The sequence below is a fragment of the Aquimarina sp. EL_43 genome (assembly GCF_943422735.1).
GTDB lineage: Bacteria > Bacteroidota > Bacteroidia > Flavobacteriales > Flavobacteriaceae > Aquimarina > Aquimarina megaterium.
Genome location: NZ_CALSBR010000001.1, coordinates 173,672 through 190,816, shown reverse-complemented (window position 1 = coordinate 190,816; position 17,145 = coordinate 173,672). Strand labels below are relative to the sequence as shown.

The 17,145-nt window shown below is 32.6% G+C and carries 15 protein-coding genes; 9 read left to right on the top strand and 6 right to left on the bottom strand.

All coding sequences use genetic code 11. The features are described from left to right. The first annotated feature begins 171 nt into the window (after positions 1–171). Positions 172–918, top strand: coding sequence for a tRNA pseudouridine(38-40) synthase TruA (gene truA / locus NNL09_RS00895; RefSeq protein ID WP_196910649.1), 747 nt, complete (start codon positions 172–174; stop codon positions 916–918). Further along, a complete protein-coding gene (locus NNL09_RS00890) occupies positions 919–2,682 on the top strand; it encodes an ABC transporter ATP-binding protein (RefSeq protein ID WP_196910648.1) in 1,764 nt (587 codons plus the stop codon). A 14-nt stretch (positions 2,683–2,696) separates the two neighbouring features. Here NNL09_RS00890 and NNL09_RS00885 read toward each other — a convergent pair whose 3' ends face one another. The 3 genes from NNL09_RS00885 to folP form a co-directional block, all read right to left on the bottom strand. After that, positions 2,697–3,482: a DUF3667 domain-containing protein gene (locus tag NNL09_RS00885; RefSeq protein ID WP_025666485.1), complete on the bottom strand. Its 786-nt coding sequence runs from the start codon at positions 3,480–3,482 to the stop codon at positions 2,697–2,699. Beyond that, positions 3,482–4,258 carry a diadenylate cyclase gene (locus tag NNL09_RS00880; protein WP_025666486.1) on the bottom strand — a complete coding sequence of 259 codons (777 nt, stop codon included), beginning with the start codon at positions 4,256–4,258 and terminating at the stop codon, positions 3,482–3,484. Before NNL09_RS00880 ends, NNL09_RS00885 begins: the two co-directional genes overlap by 1 nt. Before the next feature lie 111 nt (positions 4,259–4,369). Then, the gene (gene folP / locus NNL09_RS00875; RefSeq protein ID WP_025666487.1) at positions 4,370–5,194 is read right to left on the bottom strand and encodes a dihydropteroate synthase; all 825 of its coding nucleotides are present in this window, start codon (positions 5,192–5,194) and stop codon (positions 4,370–4,372) included. A gap of 168 nt (positions 5,195–5,362) precedes the next feature. Here folP and NNL09_RS00870 point away from each other — a divergent pair, with 168 nt between their 5' ends. From NNL09_RS00870 to NNL09_RS00840, 7 genes are all read left to right on the top strand, one after another. Then, positions 5,363–5,908 carry a DUF1599 domain-containing protein gene (locus NNL09_RS00870; protein ID WP_025666488.1) on the top strand — a complete coding sequence of 182 codons (546 nt, stop codon included), beginning with the start codon at positions 5,363–5,365 and terminating at the stop codon, positions 5,906–5,908. Between the two features lie 159 nt (positions 5,909–6,067). Further along, positions 6,068–7,732: a BT_3928 family protein gene (locus NNL09_RS00865; RefSeq protein ID WP_196910647.1), complete on the top strand. Its 1,665-nt coding sequence runs from the start codon at positions 6,068–6,070 to the stop codon at positions 7,730–7,732. Beyond that, positions 7,732–8,805, top strand: a complete 1,074-nt coding sequence (locus tag NNL09_RS00860; protein WP_196910646.1) for an ABC transporter permease — start codon at positions 7,732–7,734, stop codon at positions 8,803–8,805. The genes NNL09_RS00865 and NNL09_RS00860 overlap by 1 nt, the downstream gene beginning before the upstream one ends. A 65-nt stretch (positions 8,806–8,870) precedes the next feature. Further along, positions 8,871–9,623 (top strand): triose-phosphate isomerase, encoded by a 753-nt coding sequence (tpiA, locus tag NNL09_RS00855; RefSeq protein WP_196910645.1) that lies wholly within the window; start codon positions 8,871–8,873, stop codon positions 9,621–9,623. Positions 9,624–9,741: 118 nt separating this feature from the next. After that, positions 9,742–10,581, top strand: a complete 840-nt coding sequence (prmA, locus tag NNL09_RS00850) for a 50S ribosomal protein L11 methyltransferase (protein WP_196910644.1) — start codon at positions 9,742–9,744, stop codon at positions 10,579–10,581. Between the two features lie 62 nt (positions 10,582–10,643). Further along, entirely contained in the window at positions 10,644–10,919 is a 276-nt protein-coding gene (locus tag NNL09_RS00845) for an ATP-dependent Clp protease adaptor ClpS (protein WP_025666493.1), read from the top strand. Positions 10,920–11,467: 548 nt separating this feature from the next. Further along, entirely contained in the window at positions 11,468–12,319 is an 852-nt protein-coding gene (locus NNL09_RS00840; RefSeq protein WP_025666494.1) for a M57 family metalloprotease, read from the top strand. Between the two features lie 88 nt (positions 12,320–12,407). Here NNL09_RS00840 and NNL09_RS00835 read toward each other — a convergent pair whose 3' ends face one another. From NNL09_RS00835 to NNL09_RS00825, 3 genes are all read right to left on the bottom strand, one after another. Next, positions 12,408–13,616: a hypothetical protein gene (locus NNL09_RS00835; RefSeq protein WP_196910643.1), complete on the bottom strand. Its 1,209-nt coding sequence runs from the start codon at positions 13,614–13,616 to the stop codon at positions 12,408–12,410. 281 nt (positions 13,617–13,897) lie between these two features. Then, the gene (locus NNL09_RS00830) at positions 13,898–14,671 is read right to left on the bottom strand and encodes an outer membrane lipoprotein-sorting protein (protein WP_025666496.1); all 774 of its coding nucleotides are present in this window, start codon (positions 14,669–14,671) and stop codon (positions 13,898–13,900) included. Positions 14,672–14,700: 29 nt separating this feature from the next. After that, positions 14,701–17,088 (bottom strand): RND family transporter, encoded by a 2,388-nt coding sequence (locus NNL09_RS00825; protein ID WP_025666497.1) that lies wholly within the window; start codon positions 17,086–17,088, stop codon positions 14,701–14,703. Between the last annotated feature and the right edge of the window lie 57 nt (positions 17,089–17,145).

Below are 17,145 nucleotides of genomic sequence, written 5' to 3'. Positions count from 1 at the left end.
TAATAAAATTGAGTTATTGCACAATAGAAAAACAGGAACTAAACCATAAGCCCTATCTCTGTTTTATAAAGTATATTTGCGCTTAGTTTTTATACAAAAATATAATATTGTTGAAATAAGCTACAGAATCTAAGTAAAGAAATTGTATTGAAAATAATAGATGCGAGTAAAATGAAATATTTTTTAGAACTTTCATATAACGGAACTCCATATCATGGATGGCAACGACAACCTAATGCAATTTCTGTGCAGGAAGTTCTTGAGAATTCGTTATCTACTATTTTACGTGATAAAATTGATGTGGTTGGAGCAGGAAGAACAGATACTGGTGTTCATGCAAAACAAATTATGGCTCATTTTGATTATGGAGATATATTAGATACAGATCAATTTAAATATAAACTTAATGCAATTTTACCGGCAGAAATTGCAATCCAGAGTGTATGTCGTGTGCACCAAAATGCTCATGCCAGGTTTGATGCAGTAAGTAGGTCGTATGAGTATCATGTTTCATTAATAAAAGATCCTTTTGGTATTCATAAATCTTATTATTTGAAAAAACCATTGGATGTGGATTTAATGAATGAAGCTGCTAAATTACTGTTAAACTATACTAATTTTAAATGCTTTAGTAAGTCCAAAACCGATGTAAAAACGTATAATTGTACAATCACAAATGCGACCTGGGAAAATCATGGTAATCAATTAGTTTTTAAGATTTCGGCCAATCGTTTTCTTAGAAATATGGTTAGAGCAATTGTGGGGACACTTATCGAGATTGGAGAACATAAATTAAATAATGAGGATTTAATAGCTATTATTAAAAGTGAAGATCGGAGTCAGGCCGGATATTCGGTTCCTGCTCATGGGCTTTACTTAACAGCTGTAGAATACCCTAATAATATATATACAATATAGATGGCAGAAAAGAGTGGTAAAGCTTTTGATTTTAAACTTTTCAGACGGTTGATTACATATACTAATCCTTATCGACTGACTTTTTATTTTGTAGGTTTTTCGGCTATTTTATTGGCTATCTTGTCTATTATTAATCCTTATTTACTTAGAGAGACAATAGACAGAACTATTATTCCTAAAGATGGTGAACTATTGGTTTATTTTATTTGCCTAATGCTTGGAGTTTTGTTTCTGGATGTGATCACTCAATTCTTGTTTATCTACTTTGCTAACTGGTTAGGGCAAGAAGTAATTAGGGATATTAGAGTCAAATTGTTTGAGCATATGCTTGGTTTTAAAAAACAATATTATGATCAGTCTGCTGTAGGTAGATTGGTGACTCGGGCTGTAAGTGATATCGAAACTATAGCCAGTATTTTTAGCCAGGGATTGTTTATGATTATAAGTGATTTGTTAAAAATGCTAGCAATCTTATGTTATATGCTCTACCAGAGTTGGCAACTTGCATTACTGGTATTTGTTGTATTGCCTTTGGTTGTGTATGCTACGCGAATTTTTCAGCAAAAGATGAAAGTAGCTTTTGAGGAAGTAAGAACCCAGGTTTCTAATCTTAATTCATTTGTACAGGAACGAATTACCGGAATGAAGATCGTTCAATTGTTTACAAGAGAAGAAATTGAATATTCTAATTTTAAAGAAATTAATGAAAAACATAAAAAAGGTTGGATAAAAACTGTTTGGTATAACTCTATATTTTTTCCTATTGCAGAGATGTCCAGCTCTATAACCATAGGGTTAATTGTTTGGTTTGGAGGATTAAAAGCTGCACAAGGAGATGAAATCACTCTGGGATTGGTTATTGCATTTATCCAACTCTCTCAAATTTTATTTAGACCCTTACGGCAGATAGCCGATAAATTCAATACACTACAGATGGGAATGGTAGCTGCTAATCGTGTGTTTGCCATTTTGGATACAGATTCTAAAATTGAGAATAGTGGTGTACAGTTATTAGAAAAGATAAAAGGTAAAATTACATTTGATGATGTACGATTTAGTTATATCGAAAATGAAGAAGTATTAAAAGGAATCTCTTTTAATGTTGAAGTAGGGGAGACTGTAGCAATAGTAGGAGCAACAGGAGCGGGAAAATCTACCATTATTAATTTGCTTAGCAGATTTTATGAAATAGATGGCGGAGTGATTTCTATCGATGATATCGATATTAAAACTATTGAGTTAAAATCATTGCGTAGTCATATTGCAGTAGTGCTTCAGGATGTGTTTTTATTTGCAGATACGATTCTTAATAATATTACTTTAAATAATGAAGAGATTCTCGAAGAACAAGTATATCAAGCTGCAAAAGAGATAGGAATTCATGATTTTATTATGAGTCTTCCAGATGGATACCATTATAATGTAAAAGAAAGAGGAGCTATGCTTTCTTCGGGACAAAGGCAGCTTATTTCTTTTTTAAGAGCATATGTTACTAATCCGGGTATTTTAGTGCTAGATGAAGCTACATCATCGATAGATTCACATAGTGAACAGTTGATTCAGAACGCAACAAACAAGATTACCAAAGGAAGAACTTCTATTGTTATTGCCCATCGATTAGCGACCATTAAAAAAGCAGATAAAATTATTGTAATGGATCAGGGTAAAATTGTAGAACAAGGTAATCATAATGAGTTGCTCCAAATCGAAAATGGATATTACAGAAATTTATACGAAGTACAATTTGCAGATGTAACCGAATAAGTGGTTTGTTGTTCTTATTTGGTAGGGATTTCTATGGCTCCTGATATCATCATTAGTGCAACAACTACTATTGCAACAATAAAATAAAGTACTCCTCCATAAATAAGAAATAGTAGTGTTTTGATCAGGATTTTCTTTATGCTAATTTGATAAAGCCTCTTTAAAACATAAGCCATATAAAGTATATATACCGGGAACTGTACTAAACCTACAATCATAAAACTATCTACCATAAATGTTAACGGTAGTAAAACGAGGGTCATAATCCCTACAATATGGGAGTAACCATATAGGTAGATTACAAAATGCTCTGTTAAATTATATTTTTTATAATTCAAAAAAACCAGTCGAGACAATAAAGCTAGTAAAGGAATCATTAAAAAACTTAGCATAGACTGGTATTGGGTAGTGGTGTCAAATATCGAACTTTGTATTTCAGCTTGTTGTGCAGTGAAATTATCCCCAAACTGCATAATTTCTTTTAATCTATCTTTTACTATAAAAGAATAAACTCCTGTAATCGTTATGGTAATAGCAAAATATCCAAAAGCATTTACATATCGCTTTCTAAGTCCATGGATATAGCCATCGATTACTTCCTCTGGTTTTGTGAATAAATGAATAAATGTTTTAATAAATGAATTATCCAAATTAAGAAAACGATCGACAAATTCTGAAATCAGATTTTTAAAAGTAATTCGTTTTGTAATCTTTTTTGCACCGCAATCGGGACAAAAATTATGACTTTCAATTTGTTGCCCACAATTTTTGCAATTGGTAATAGTAATTAAATTATTCATTAAACTAAATCCCTTTTTATTTTTTCTATTAACTCTTCTTCTGTTTTAAATATCACAAATTCCCCATTTTTGATATATGATAATTTGCCAGTCTCTTCACTTACCACTAGAGCTAAAGCATCAGTTTTTTCACTAATACCTACAGCAGCACGATGTCTTAGTCCAAAACGTAAAGGCATGTTATTATCATTGGTAACTGGTAAAATGACTCGGGTGGCTACTATACTATTATCTTCTATAATCATGGCTCCATCATGAAGAGGGCTGTTTTTATAAAAAATACTTTCGATTATGGGAGTATTTACAAGAACATCCATAGCATCTCCCGATGTTTTAACAAAATCCAGAGATGTATTTCTTTTAATAACAATAAGTGCTCCGGTATGAGTTTTTGCCATTTCACTACAAGCAGTTACGATAGCGGTAACATTGGTAACACTATCTTCGGGTGCATCTCTAATAAATTTTAATTGCCTGAGAAATTTACGCCTTCTTCCAAAATTAGTAGAACCAATCATTAAAAGGAATTTTCGTATTTCTTGTTGAAAAACTACAATTAGGGCAAACATTCCAACACCAATAAATTCACCCAAAACGCTACTCAACATTTCCATGGCAAGGAATTGTGTAAGTTTCCATACCAGATAAATCATAACTATTCCTATAAAAATATTGATAGCAGCAGTACCTTTAACTAACTTATAAATATAGTACAATAATAAGGCAACAAGTACAATATCAAGTATATCTAATATTCTTAGGTTTATTAAGTCCAAATGTCTGGTGTTTTTGTAAAAATAGAAAAATTAGTGAAACCTTGTTTTGAAAAGCTGTATAAAACAGCGTATTCAAAATAATGATGAGTTAGATTCATTTGTAGGTAGTTTTTAATTAGAATAAGCACTTACCAGATGAACACACTCTACAGCTTCTTTAACATCATGTACTCTTAAGATAGAGGCCCCGTTAAGCAAGGCAATAGTATTAAGAGATGTAGTGCCATTTAGTGCTTCTTGCGGAGTACTATTTAGTGTTTTGTATATCATTGATTTTCGAGAAACTCCAGCTAGTATAGGTAAATTATGTACCTCTAAGAGTTTTAAGTTTTTTAAAAGATCGAAATTTTGATAGATATCTTTAGCAAAACCAAACCCAGGATCAATAATCATATCATTCACACCATATTTTTTTGCTTCTGCAATTTTTTCTGCAAAATATATATTCATTTCATGAATTAGATTATCATATTGATTTAATGATTTCATGGTTTGAGGAGTTCCTTTCATGTGCATCATGATGTATGGAACTCCTAATATACCAACTGTTGGGATCATGTTTTTATCCAAGTTTCCGGCAGAAATATCATTAATTAATGCGGCTCCGGCTTCAATACATGCTTTTGCAATTTCACTTCTAAATGTATCAATAGATAATAAGATTTCAGGAAATTCATTAAGCAACAATGATACTATAGGTAGGATTCTTTTTTCTTCTTCTTCAATAGAAATATGATCTGCTTCTGGTCTTGAAGAATAGGCACCTAAATCAATAAAAGAAGCACCTTCGATAAGCATTTGTTCTGTTTGTTTTAATATCTCGTTTTCATTTTTATATTTCCCTCCATCATAAAAAGAATCAGGAGTTAGGTTAAGAATACCCATTATTTTTGGAGTAGATAAATCGATTAATGAGCCTTTACAATTTATTGTCATTTTTGAGATTTCATTTGTTATGATTATTGTTTTAAGGGGCAAGCCTATATTTTGGTTGGAATTTATAAAATTGTGAGGTCACATTTCGTGTTTTTTACTTTTAAACTTTAGATATGATTTTTTTAATTCCCATATTAAAGCGAAATTTACGCAAAATTCAACAGTTTTATGCAAGATACATCCACACAATATGATACCATAATTAGTAATTGTCGAGATCTATTTAATCAAAAGATGATAGATTATGGCAGTGCGTGGAGAATTCTAAGATTACCATCCTTAACCGATCAGATTTTTATTAAAGCACAACGCATTAGAAGCCTTCAGGAAAATGAAGTACGTAAGGTAAATGAAGGTGAAGTTTCAGAATTTATAGGGATTATTAATTATTGTTTAATGGCTTTGATACAACTAGAGAAAGGAGTTGCAGAACAACCCGATTTGTCTTCAGAAGAGGCAGTTACGTTGTATGATAAACATATTAGGATTACCAAAGAATTAATGATGAATAAAAATCATGATTATGGAGAAGCCTGGCGTGATTTACGAGTGAGTTCTCTTACAGATCTTATTATTCAGAAATTACTTAGAGTAAAACAGATAGAGGATAATAAAGGAAAAACGTTGGTAAGCGAAGGTATCGATGCAAATTACCAGGATATGATTAATTATGCAGTATTTGCTATGATTCATTTAGGCGAGGCAAATAAATAGATATATAAAATACTGTTAAACTAAAAGGAACAAGAATTAATCATATTATCTTGTGCAAATTATACTAAAATATTATGGTCAGCATATAAAGAATAGGTAATCAAAATAGATGTTACTTTAGTTCTATATCGGCTTTTTGAAAAAATAAAATATACGTAGATGAAAATATTGGTTTCTTTCTCAAGAATATTTGTAGCAGCACTTTTTCTGTTTTCAGGGTTTATAAAGCTTAATGACCCTGTTGGGTTTTCATATAAGCTTCAGGAGTATTTTGGTGAAGGCGTACTGAACCTAGAATTTTTAATTCCCTTTGCTTTATTAATAGCGATTTTTTTGGTGATTTTTGAAATCGTATTAGGTATTACATTGTTATTGGGGTACTTGCCAAAGTTTACAGTATGGTCATTGTTATTAATGATAGCCTTTTTTACGTTTCTTACCTTTTATTCGGCATATTTTAATAAGGTTACAGATTGCGGATGTTTTGGTGATGCATTACCGTTAACTCCCTGGGAATCCTTTACCAAAGATGTGATTTTACTGATTTTAATATTGATATTGTTCTTTGGAAGAAAGTATATAACACCAATTAAACCTCTTGCAACACATAAATGGATTGTTTTTGCAACTTTTACGGCTTGTTTGGCCTTTGCGTATTATGTTTTAATGCATTTACCAGCTTTTGATTTTAGAGCATATAAAGAAGGAGTTAATATTCAGGAAGGGATGGAAGTACCAGAAGGAGCTCCAAAAGCAGAGTTTGCTTATCACTGGAAATTTAATGTTAACGGAGAGGAGAAAATTATTACTACAAGTGGAGATTACCCCAAAGTAGATGGTAAATTTATCGAAGTTGAAACCAAAACAGTAGATGAAGGATATGAACCTCCAATTCATGACTTTGCAATAGAAAAGAATGATGTAGATTATACAGCAGAATTTCTCGAAAGAGAAAATCTGATATTAATAGTAGCGTATAACTTATCTAAAAGTGAAGCAGAAGGCTTTTATGCAGTTAAAGAAATAACCAATAAAGCTATATCTCAAGGATATGATGTGATAGGTCTTACAGCTTCTACACCAAAAGATATAGCGCAGGTACAACAACAACATGATCTTGATTTTGATTTTTATACTACAGACGAAACAGCCTTAAAAACTATATTGCGATCTAACCCGGGGATTGTAAAACTTAAAAAAGGAACTATAGTAAAAAAGTTACACTGGAATGATGCAGAGGAACTTAACCTGGAAAAAGTAGAACCTTCAAAACCAAAGATTAATGTGTTATTAAAAGCACAGTTAGATAGTATTATGAAGCTGGATCAGGACGGAAGAAGTTCTGGAGAAATTTCCTGGGAAAAACAAAAAATAATAGATAGTACCAATACAATATTTATAGAAGAAGTTTTTAAAAAGTATGGGTATCCTGGTAAAACTTTGGTTGGCGAAGGGACACATATAGCGGCTTGGTTAGTAATTCAGCATTCAGATAAGATAGGAGCATATTTGCCTCTTATAAAAGAAGCTGGAGAAAAAGGAGAGCTGGATATGGCATCGGTAGCAATGATGGAAGATAGACATCTAATGCAACAAGGATTAGAACAGATTTATGGTACGCAAGGCACGAGATTAAACTCTAACAGCAAAACACCAATTTCTTTGATATGGCCGATTAAAGATCCAGAATCTGTAAATGAAAGAAGAAAAGAAGTTGGTTTTACCGAAACCATAGAAGAATATAGCGAACGTCTCTTTGGTGTTCCTTACAAAATATATACACTAGAAGAGGTAAAAAAAATTAAAGAAAACTCTAATCAATAATGGGCGGTTATCTCATTAGTAAAATAGGATATGCTTTGCTTACTTTATTGGGAGTGGTGACTGTTATTTTTTTATTATTTACAATTCTTCCCGGTGATCCTGCTCAGATGATGCTCGGGCAAAATGAGACCGAAGAACAGCTAAAAAATGTGAGGAAGAAATACGGTTTTGATAAACCATTATCAAAGCAATATTTATATTATATAAATGATCTTTCGCCTATATCATTTCACAGTATAAACCCTGATGATTTTTCATATTTCGACACTAAAAAGTATAACGGAAACCAGTTATTTAAGATAGGTGATGTTGCTACAATACTTAAATTTCCATATTTAAGAGAATCTTTTCAAAAAAGTGGTAAAAAAGTAAGTGAGGTAATTAAAGAAACGTTACCTAATACAGCGGTCTTGGCAATCTCTGCTATATGTATTGCCATTATTATTGGGGTTTTATTGGGAATTATAGGTGCCTTGACCAAAGATCAGTGGCCAGATAAAATGATTCAGTTGTTAAGTACTTTAGGAATGAGTGTTCCTTCTTTTTTTAGTGCAATTATTTTTGCCTGGTTGTTTGGATATGTGTTACAAGAATTTACCAATTTAAATATGACAGGTAGTTTATATGAAGTAGATGATTTTGGTGAAGGGAGTTATATCCAATGGAAAAACCTAATTCTTCCTGCAATAGTATTGGGGATTCGACCACTTGCTGTTGTTTCTCAACTCATGCGTAATTCATTACTCGAGGTGATGGGGCAGGATTATATTCGAACGGCAAAGGCAAAAGGACTTTCGATGTTTCAGGTGATAAGAAAGCATGCATTAAAAAACTCATTAAACCCAGTTGTTACTGCAATTTCGGGATGGTTTGCATCTATGCTCGCCGGAGCAGTATTTGTAGAATATATATTTGGGTGGAACGGATTAGGTAAAGAGATTGTAGATGCTCTAAACACATTGGATCTTCCTGTAATAATGGGAGCCGTATTGGTCATTGCTACTATGTTTATACTAATCAATATATTTGTCGATATTATCTATGGATGGCTTGACCCCAGAATTAGGGTTTGAGCTATTAATAACTCCTAATATAATATATAACCACACTATTAACCAAAAACATAAATTTTAAATTAATGAGAAAAAAAATTGTAGCCGGAAACTGGAAAATGAATAAGAATCTGGCAGAAACCAAGACATTGCTATCTGAGTTAACAACCAAACTTAAAGCATCGTCTGAAGCAAAAATTATTGTAGCACCTACATTTACCAACCTGTATAGTGCAACTGAAGTTTTAAAATCCTCAGAAATTACCGTTGCCGCACAAAATATGCATGAAGCAGAAAATGGCGCATATACAGGAGAAATTTCTGCAGATATGCTTAAAAATATTGGAGTAGAGACTGTAATTTTGGGACATAGTGAGCGTAGAGCTTATTTTGGAGAAACAGATCAATTACTAGCTCATAAAGTTAATACAGCATTACAACATGAGATGACTATAATTTTCTGTTTTGGAGAAGAATTGCAAGATCGAAAAAGTGATAATCATTTCTCTGTTGTAGAACAGCAATTAAAAAATGGCCTTTTTCATATTGATAAAGCAGATTGGAAAAATGTAATCCTTGCATACGAACCAGTTTGGGCAATAGGAACAGGAGAAACTGCATCTCCAGAACAAGCTCAGGAAATGCACGCGTTTATAAGAAAAACCATAGCGAATACCTATGATCAGGAAACTGCAGATGAGGTTTCTATTTTATATGGTGGAAGTGTAAAACCTAATAATGCTCAGGAAATTTTTGCAAAAACCGATGTAGATGGAGGATTAATAGGAGGAGCTTCATTAGATGCAGAAAATTTTTCTGCAATAGTAAATGCTATTTAAGAATTAACAGAATGCATAAAAGCACCCCATGGTAAGATGGGGTGCTTTTTTTTAAGATTTACTTTTGATACCAACATTAAGGTAAAAGAGTAACTTTGCAAAATAATTAAAGATCAGTATGTCGAATACAAAATACATTGGGTATTATTTTAAGGTTTCACCGCTACAACCAGCTACAGAAATATTAATTGCAGAATTGGGATATGTTGGATTCGAAAGCTTTGTAGAAACCGAAAACGGAGTTAATGCTTTTATTCAAAGTATAGAATGGGAAGAGAGTATTTTGGAAGGTGTTTATGTCTTAAATTCTGGAGAGTTTGATATAGAATATACCATTGAAGAAATAGAGCAAATAAACTGGAACAAAGAATGGGAAAAGAACTTTAATCCAATTGTTGTAGATGGTATTTGTAGTGTAAGAGCGCCTTTTCATGAAAAACCAAATACAAAATATGATATTATTATAGAACCCAAAATGTCTTTTGGTACAGGGCATCATGAGACTACACATATGATGATCCAACATATTTTGAAAACTGACCTAAATGATAAAACAGTATTGGATATGGGATGCGGTACTGGGGTTTTGGCTATTCTTGCTAAAATGAGAGGTGCCGGACCTACAGATGCTATCGATATTGATAATTGGTGTTATTTAAATACCGTAGAAAATGTAGAGCGTAATAATTGTGAAGATATTACTGCGTATGAGGGTGATGCCTCACTTTTATCAGGAAAAAAATATGATGTTATTATTGCTAATATCAATCGCAATATATTACTAAATGACATTCAACAATATGTGAAATCTTTAAGCCCCAAGGGCAAATTATTTTTGAGCGGGTTTTATAAAGAAGATTTAGATATGATTACAGAAGAATGTACAAAGAATCATCTTGATTTTATAGAAAATTTCAATAGAAATAATTGGATAGCAGCGTCTTATGAGTTAAAATAATCTTTTAATTAATGCATATAATACTCTAAGTTATTATATTTGCATAAAACAATTACCCCCTTATGAGTACCCAGGAGAAAGTTTTAGAAGAAGTTTTAGAAAAATCTGTTGACCAAAGCAATAACGAGATTGTTTTGTATAATGATGATGTAAACACATTTGATCATGTTATAGAAACTCTTATTTATACTTGTGAACATACACCGGTACAAGCAGAGCAATGTGCTATGTTAGTGCACTATAAAGGAAAATGTACTGTAAAAACAGGTGTTTACGAAGAATTAGTACCGCGATGTTCCAAATTATTAGATGCAGGTCTTAGCGCAGAGATTGTGTGATCGAATATAGATTAAAGTTTTTCTATTTATAACATTATAAGTCCATATTATGGACTTTTTTTATGCTCTAAATTTTGTCACTAAGAATAGATTAGATACTAAAGTTGTTTCATATGAATATGTTTTTTTAATTTTTGTTAAATATTTAAAATGTAATTTTTTAAAACTTAAACTTTATGATATGTAGGAAAAAACTTTCTACATCTTATGCTTTTGATATTTAATTAAGTTTTCTTTAACATCCCTATTCATCTCTTGCTTTAACACCTTGTTAACATATTATGGTGATATAAGAATTGTGTATTTGATCGATTTTTTGTGTTATTTTAAAATTGCGTTTTTTGCATTTTCTTTAGAAGAATCTTACGGTTTTACCGTATTTACAACAAATAGTTTAAAAAATTAACTAATTTTTACAAAAAAATATCATATCTTCAAACCGCAAAAATTTAGAAAAGTTCAAAGCTTTCTACATAATTGTATTTAAAATAGAGCATAACTACTCTATTTTTAGTTTTTAATAACTACACAAATTCAACTTAATTAAAATGAAAAAAATCAAAGTATTAGCGCTTTGCGCTATCGTTGCAGGATTTACAACATCCTGTGAAAAAAAAGAGGTTTCTAACGAGACACAACCAGAAGCTGTTACAGAACAAGTTTCAAAAGCTCACATTCAAGCATTACATGATGCAGGAGTGAATGCTACTGGAGCAGAATATGTAACGGTAAAACATCCTGATGGGTCAGTAGAAAATGCTATACAATCTAGCGACCTTATTTTAGCAATTAATAAATTGGCAGAACAAAAACTGGCAGAAATAGAAAATGGGAACAAGCAGTACAGAACAAATAACCTTGTATCTAGTGGTAATAGAAACATTAGTATTATCGGGTATACAGGATCTGGATATGCTTTAACCAGTAAAATGCGTACAGGACTTCAGTGGGCTGTTAACAATTATAATGCATTAAATAATACACTAAGTTTCAGTCTATCTTTTGCAGCATCTACCAGTGCTGATATGGTAGTATATAATAATGGTGCTTCGGGTGCAGGAGGATCTGCTGGTTTCCCTAGTGGAGGAAGACCATATAAGTGGATTCAGATTAATGCAGGTAGCAACAGTTTAAGTAATAATGCTATGGAGCATTTGATGGGTCATGAAATGGGACACTGTTTAGGATTCAGACATACTGATTATGCTCGAAGAAGATGTGATAACAGTAATGAAGGATCTGCTGGTATAGGGGCTATCCATATTCCAGGAACTCCAACTGCTAATCGTTGGGGACAAAGTGGTTTAGATACAGATTCTATTATGATTTCTTGCTTCGATGGTGGTGAAGATGGAGAATTTTCGAATTATGACAGAACTGCTTTAAACTATCTGTATTAAGAATTAGTTATAGATAAGCTTTGAACTTTTTATAAAAGCCATCCTGTTAACTAGGGATGGCTTTTTCATTTATACAGTTTTTGTTTTTTTAGAAATATTTAGAAATAGAGATTCTAAAAAAACTATCTTCTCTAAAATTAGATAAGATCAATTCATTATCATCAATTTCATTAAAAATACGGGCTTCAATTGCTGCAGTCCAGCTATTACCAAAACGTCTTGAAGCTTCGAGGCTAAAAATAGTAGTACTAGATTCTAGATCCGTAATTCCCCCGATTAGTATTGATGTATCCTGGGAATCATTAAAAGCAATACGGCTTCCGAAAAACACATCATTTTGTAATGCATTTAGCGCTAGTTCGTCTCGGTCGTCATATAAATACTCTCCTAGAACTCCGATGTCAAGTCCATTTCCATCAATATTAGAAAATGTATATTCGAGGCCAGCTACCATAGCAAAGAAATCCTGAGCATCTGCATGGCGATAAATAGATTCTAGTTTCCATAAAAAAGCGTCATGGGTAATTTGCAAATCTAGACCGGTTTGATGTATTACGGGATAAAAAGCATTGATATTTCCTGTGGTATCAAATATAAAAAGAGGCTCTCTACCGGTTCCATAAAAATGAGAGATACCAATATCGAAAATATCAAAATAGTGTTTCCAGCGAATAGCAACATCCTGTCTCCATTCTTTTGCGCTACTTTCATAATTCAGGTCATCTTTATCAATTACTACCGGGAACCGTAATCTTCCTTTTTTACCAGAGAAAGTGCGTTTACGATGATAAGGGAGATAAAAGAAATCAAAAGTTCCAAATTTTTCGGTTATCCATGTAAACTGAGCCATGGGTTGACCCAATTTTTCTTCTCCATCAAAAGATTCAACAGCATCGGTTTGATTAATGATATCTACCAAATGATTGCTTTCTGCAACACCCCAATAGACCTTTTTGAGTCCAAGATTAAATTCCCAGTTTTTTTTAGCTTTTTGATAATAAAGTTCTCGTATATCCCAATGTGTTCGCTCATTATCAACATCTAGTCTAAAAAAACCTTTAAAATTGATGCTTTCATATCCGGCATTCCATTCGGCTTTATATTCTGGTTGTACTGCCAGAGAAGGAAAATGATCTTCCTGATCTTCAAAAAGAGCATTATTATAGAAATAACGATATTCTCCTTCTAATTCTAACTCAAAATCATGATTTACCTTTTTAGCCGTTTCATTTTGAGCATATATTGTATTACCAATGCATAATAGCAGAATTATGTAATAGATAGATTTAATCTTCATGTATTCGTTTTTTTATTTTCTGGCCTTTAACCAGACTAAGAATTGTGATCAATGTTCTAATATTGATGATAAAAAGTAAAGCAATAAAAAACGGGTTTTGATATGCGTAATACGATCTGATTAAGCAAAAGCTAAAAAAGATTCGTATAGCTATTGTTTATTTTGTATAAGGAAAAACACAAGACCTGGTTGCGATAACAATAAAGATTCAGTAAAGTAACCAAAAGAACTACTATTAGATATCACACAAAATTAGCCTTGTGTTTTTCATTTATTTAAATTTATTGCCCTGCCCGTTTTAGAGCAACTTGAGTAAAATCTTCATCAGCAAGTGCTGCTTCAAAATTATAGTCACTAAATTTTAATACGGTTTCTTTATTACTTTGGTGATTTACCATATGAAGAGTTAATGCTCTCCAGAATTTTCCTTTATACAATTTATAATCACTATAGGTAAGCGTTTTGAGTAGTGAGTTTTTACGATCATAGAATTCGACCTTTTCTATTCGATATCCTTTGTCTTTATTGTAAGTAACAATTCTTCTTGTGTAACCAGATTTTGGATCAACCGGATCCTGCTCTACGATTAATAAATTTCCTTTTTCTTCCAAAAATTTGTAGCTGTACTTTTCTACTTCTTGAGAAGAAAGATCCTCATATGCAAATTCACTACCTACAAATGGGCCTGATTTGTTATTAGAAGATATTCTTTTTACTCTTTTGATCGAAGGTAAGAAAAGCCATTGATCATCTGCTCCAATTTTATGAGTAAAAGTTAATGTCGAGGTTCCTTTTACATCTTTTGGGCTATTAAAAACAATCAAAGATTTGTCACCATCTGTTGTTTGTTCTAAAGTTCGGGTAATTAATAACCGTTCACTGGTTTGTCCATTTTTATTTTTTAGGGTCATTTTTAGGTTTACAATAGAGCTATTGAAACCCTGATCTGCCTGATCTGCTGCTTTAGCAATTTGCAAACCTCGTTCTTCTGCATTTTGTGCTGTTAAAGTTATAGTACTTAGTACTGCAAGTCCAGCTAAAATTAATGTTCTCATAGTAATAGATTCTTTATTGTTTTTATTTATTATTTATCAAGTTGCATTTGTGGTTCTAATTCTTTTACTGGTGTTTCTGTAGTAACCTTATCTTTTTTACTAATAAGAATTAGTAGAGCGGGCAGTAATATAAAGTCGATAATTAAGGCCGACAGAATAATAATAACCGTAATTCTCGCCATATAGCTATTTAAAGCGAATGATGAGGTGGATAGCACAGCAAACCCAGCCAGGAGTACCACTGTAGTAGTTACTAGTGCTTTTCCGACGGTTTCAAACGCATAGATAACTGCTTGCCTGGCATCATAGCCTAATTCTCTTCGAGCTCTTAAGAATTTACTCATAAAATGAACAGTATCATCTACTATTATTCCTAGAGTCATCCCGAAAACGATAACCATTCCTGTATTAATTTGAGCTTTGTACATTGCCCAAAATCCAAACCCGATAAAAACTGGAGTAACATTAGGAATGATACTTAGAAGACCAAGTTTAAAATTTCTTAGTGCGAACATTAATACCAGAGAGATCAGTATTAGCGCAATTATATTTCCTTTAAGCATGCTATCTGCTTGTCTAAAGCCTAATTTAGAAAACATAAGAGTAGGGCTTACTCCAATAGTATGCATAGGTTTTGGAGTATTATCCTGTAACCATTTTTCGGCTCTTTTTGAAAAAGCAATCATCTCGGCACTAGAGATATTCTGCAGTGTTATAGTGACTCGGCTTTCAGATTTATCTACATTAATTTGATTATTAAGATCTAATCCAAATGGTAAAGAAAGCTCATATAGCAATAAATACTGTGCTGCTTCTTCACGACTATTAGGAACCCTATAATAAGATTCATTATCTCCGTGCATTGATCGATTTACTCTTCGGGCAACCTCACTAAATGCGTTTACATGTATCACTTCGGGTTGTTCGTTAAGCCAATCTTCAAAATCATTTAATTTTTTAAGATACTCTGGGTTATTGATCCCTCCGCTTTCTCCACTTCCAACAGAGAATTCAACATTATAAATTCCGGTTAAGTTTTCGCTTATATAATCAGTATCACTTCTAAATTGTACTGTTTCATCAAAATAGTTGATGAACTCATCATTAAATCGATTTTTGGTAGCCAGAAATGTAAAGGCACCAATTACTATTATAGAGATTATTGCAAGTTTTGTAGGTTGTTTTGCTACAAAATGCCCAAGATTAGTATACCAGCTCGATTTTTCTATAAGAATACCTTTCTTTTCTTTAACCTTTACAGGAAGAACTGCCATAAGTGCTGGTAATGCTGTAGTAGAATAGAAAAAGGCCATTGTCATTCCAAAAGCGGTAATATTTCCTAAGTCCCAAAACGGAGGTACATCCCCAAAATTCATGGTTAAGAAACCAATAACCGTAGTTAAACTGGTGATGAAAACCGGCATGAAGTTAAGACGCATAGATTCGACAAGAGCATCCTTTTTTGTATATCCATCTTTACGCATTTTTTGGAGCATAGTAATCAGGATATGAATACTATCTGCCACAGCCAAAGTTAATATCATTGTTGGGAAAACAGAAGATGGCGGAGTGAGCTTAATTCCCATAATCCCTACAAAACCAATTGCACTCATAATAGAAAATAGTACAACAATTAACGTAGCTAGGGTGCTAAAAAAGTTTCTTGTAAGAATGAGTGTAGTTAAGATTACAATAACCAACATAATCAGGGTTAACATCATATCTCTCATTGAAGATTCGAAGAAAGCAGTATTAAGAGGTACCAATCCCGATGAGTGTATCTGAAAATTCGGATATTTTTCTTGAAAATCAGAAATTGATTTTCTAACAAAAGCAGTCACTTCTGGTATCTCCTTGGCACTATCTTTTCCTGGTAGTCGTACAGTTACATTAATTGCAGTAACACTTCCTTTTTCATTAAGCAGACGATTTACCAAAAGAGGTTCTTTCAATGCTTTTTCTTTAATCGATTTAATTTCTGAATCAGTTTTAGAGGCAGATTCATAAGATAGATCGTCTACGTATAAATCGTCACCCTGGGCACTTGTATGCTGAAAATTTGTTACTGCATCTACACGAGAAGAGTAGGGGGTGTTCCAAGCTTCGGCCGTAAGTTCTTCTATAGCAATTAGGTTCTCTTTAGTAAATATATCGCCATTAGAAGGAGAAAGTACAATAACAATATTGTCATCCTTGGTGTATTTATCCTGCAAAGCGTCAAAAGCTTCGAGTTCTGGGTTAGATTCACTGAAAAATACGTGATAATCACCATCAAACTCCATATTACCTTGTGAACCAAGCCCCATCGCAATGACTAATGTGGAAATTAATACAGGCCATTTGAATTTGATTACAAATTCTGCCCATTTCTTTGCAAACGCATTGGTAGCGTTACCTGCTTTTTTTAGTGCATTCATATAATTATTAGTTGTTAGTTGACCAGTCGACTTGTAATACATTACAAGTTGATATGA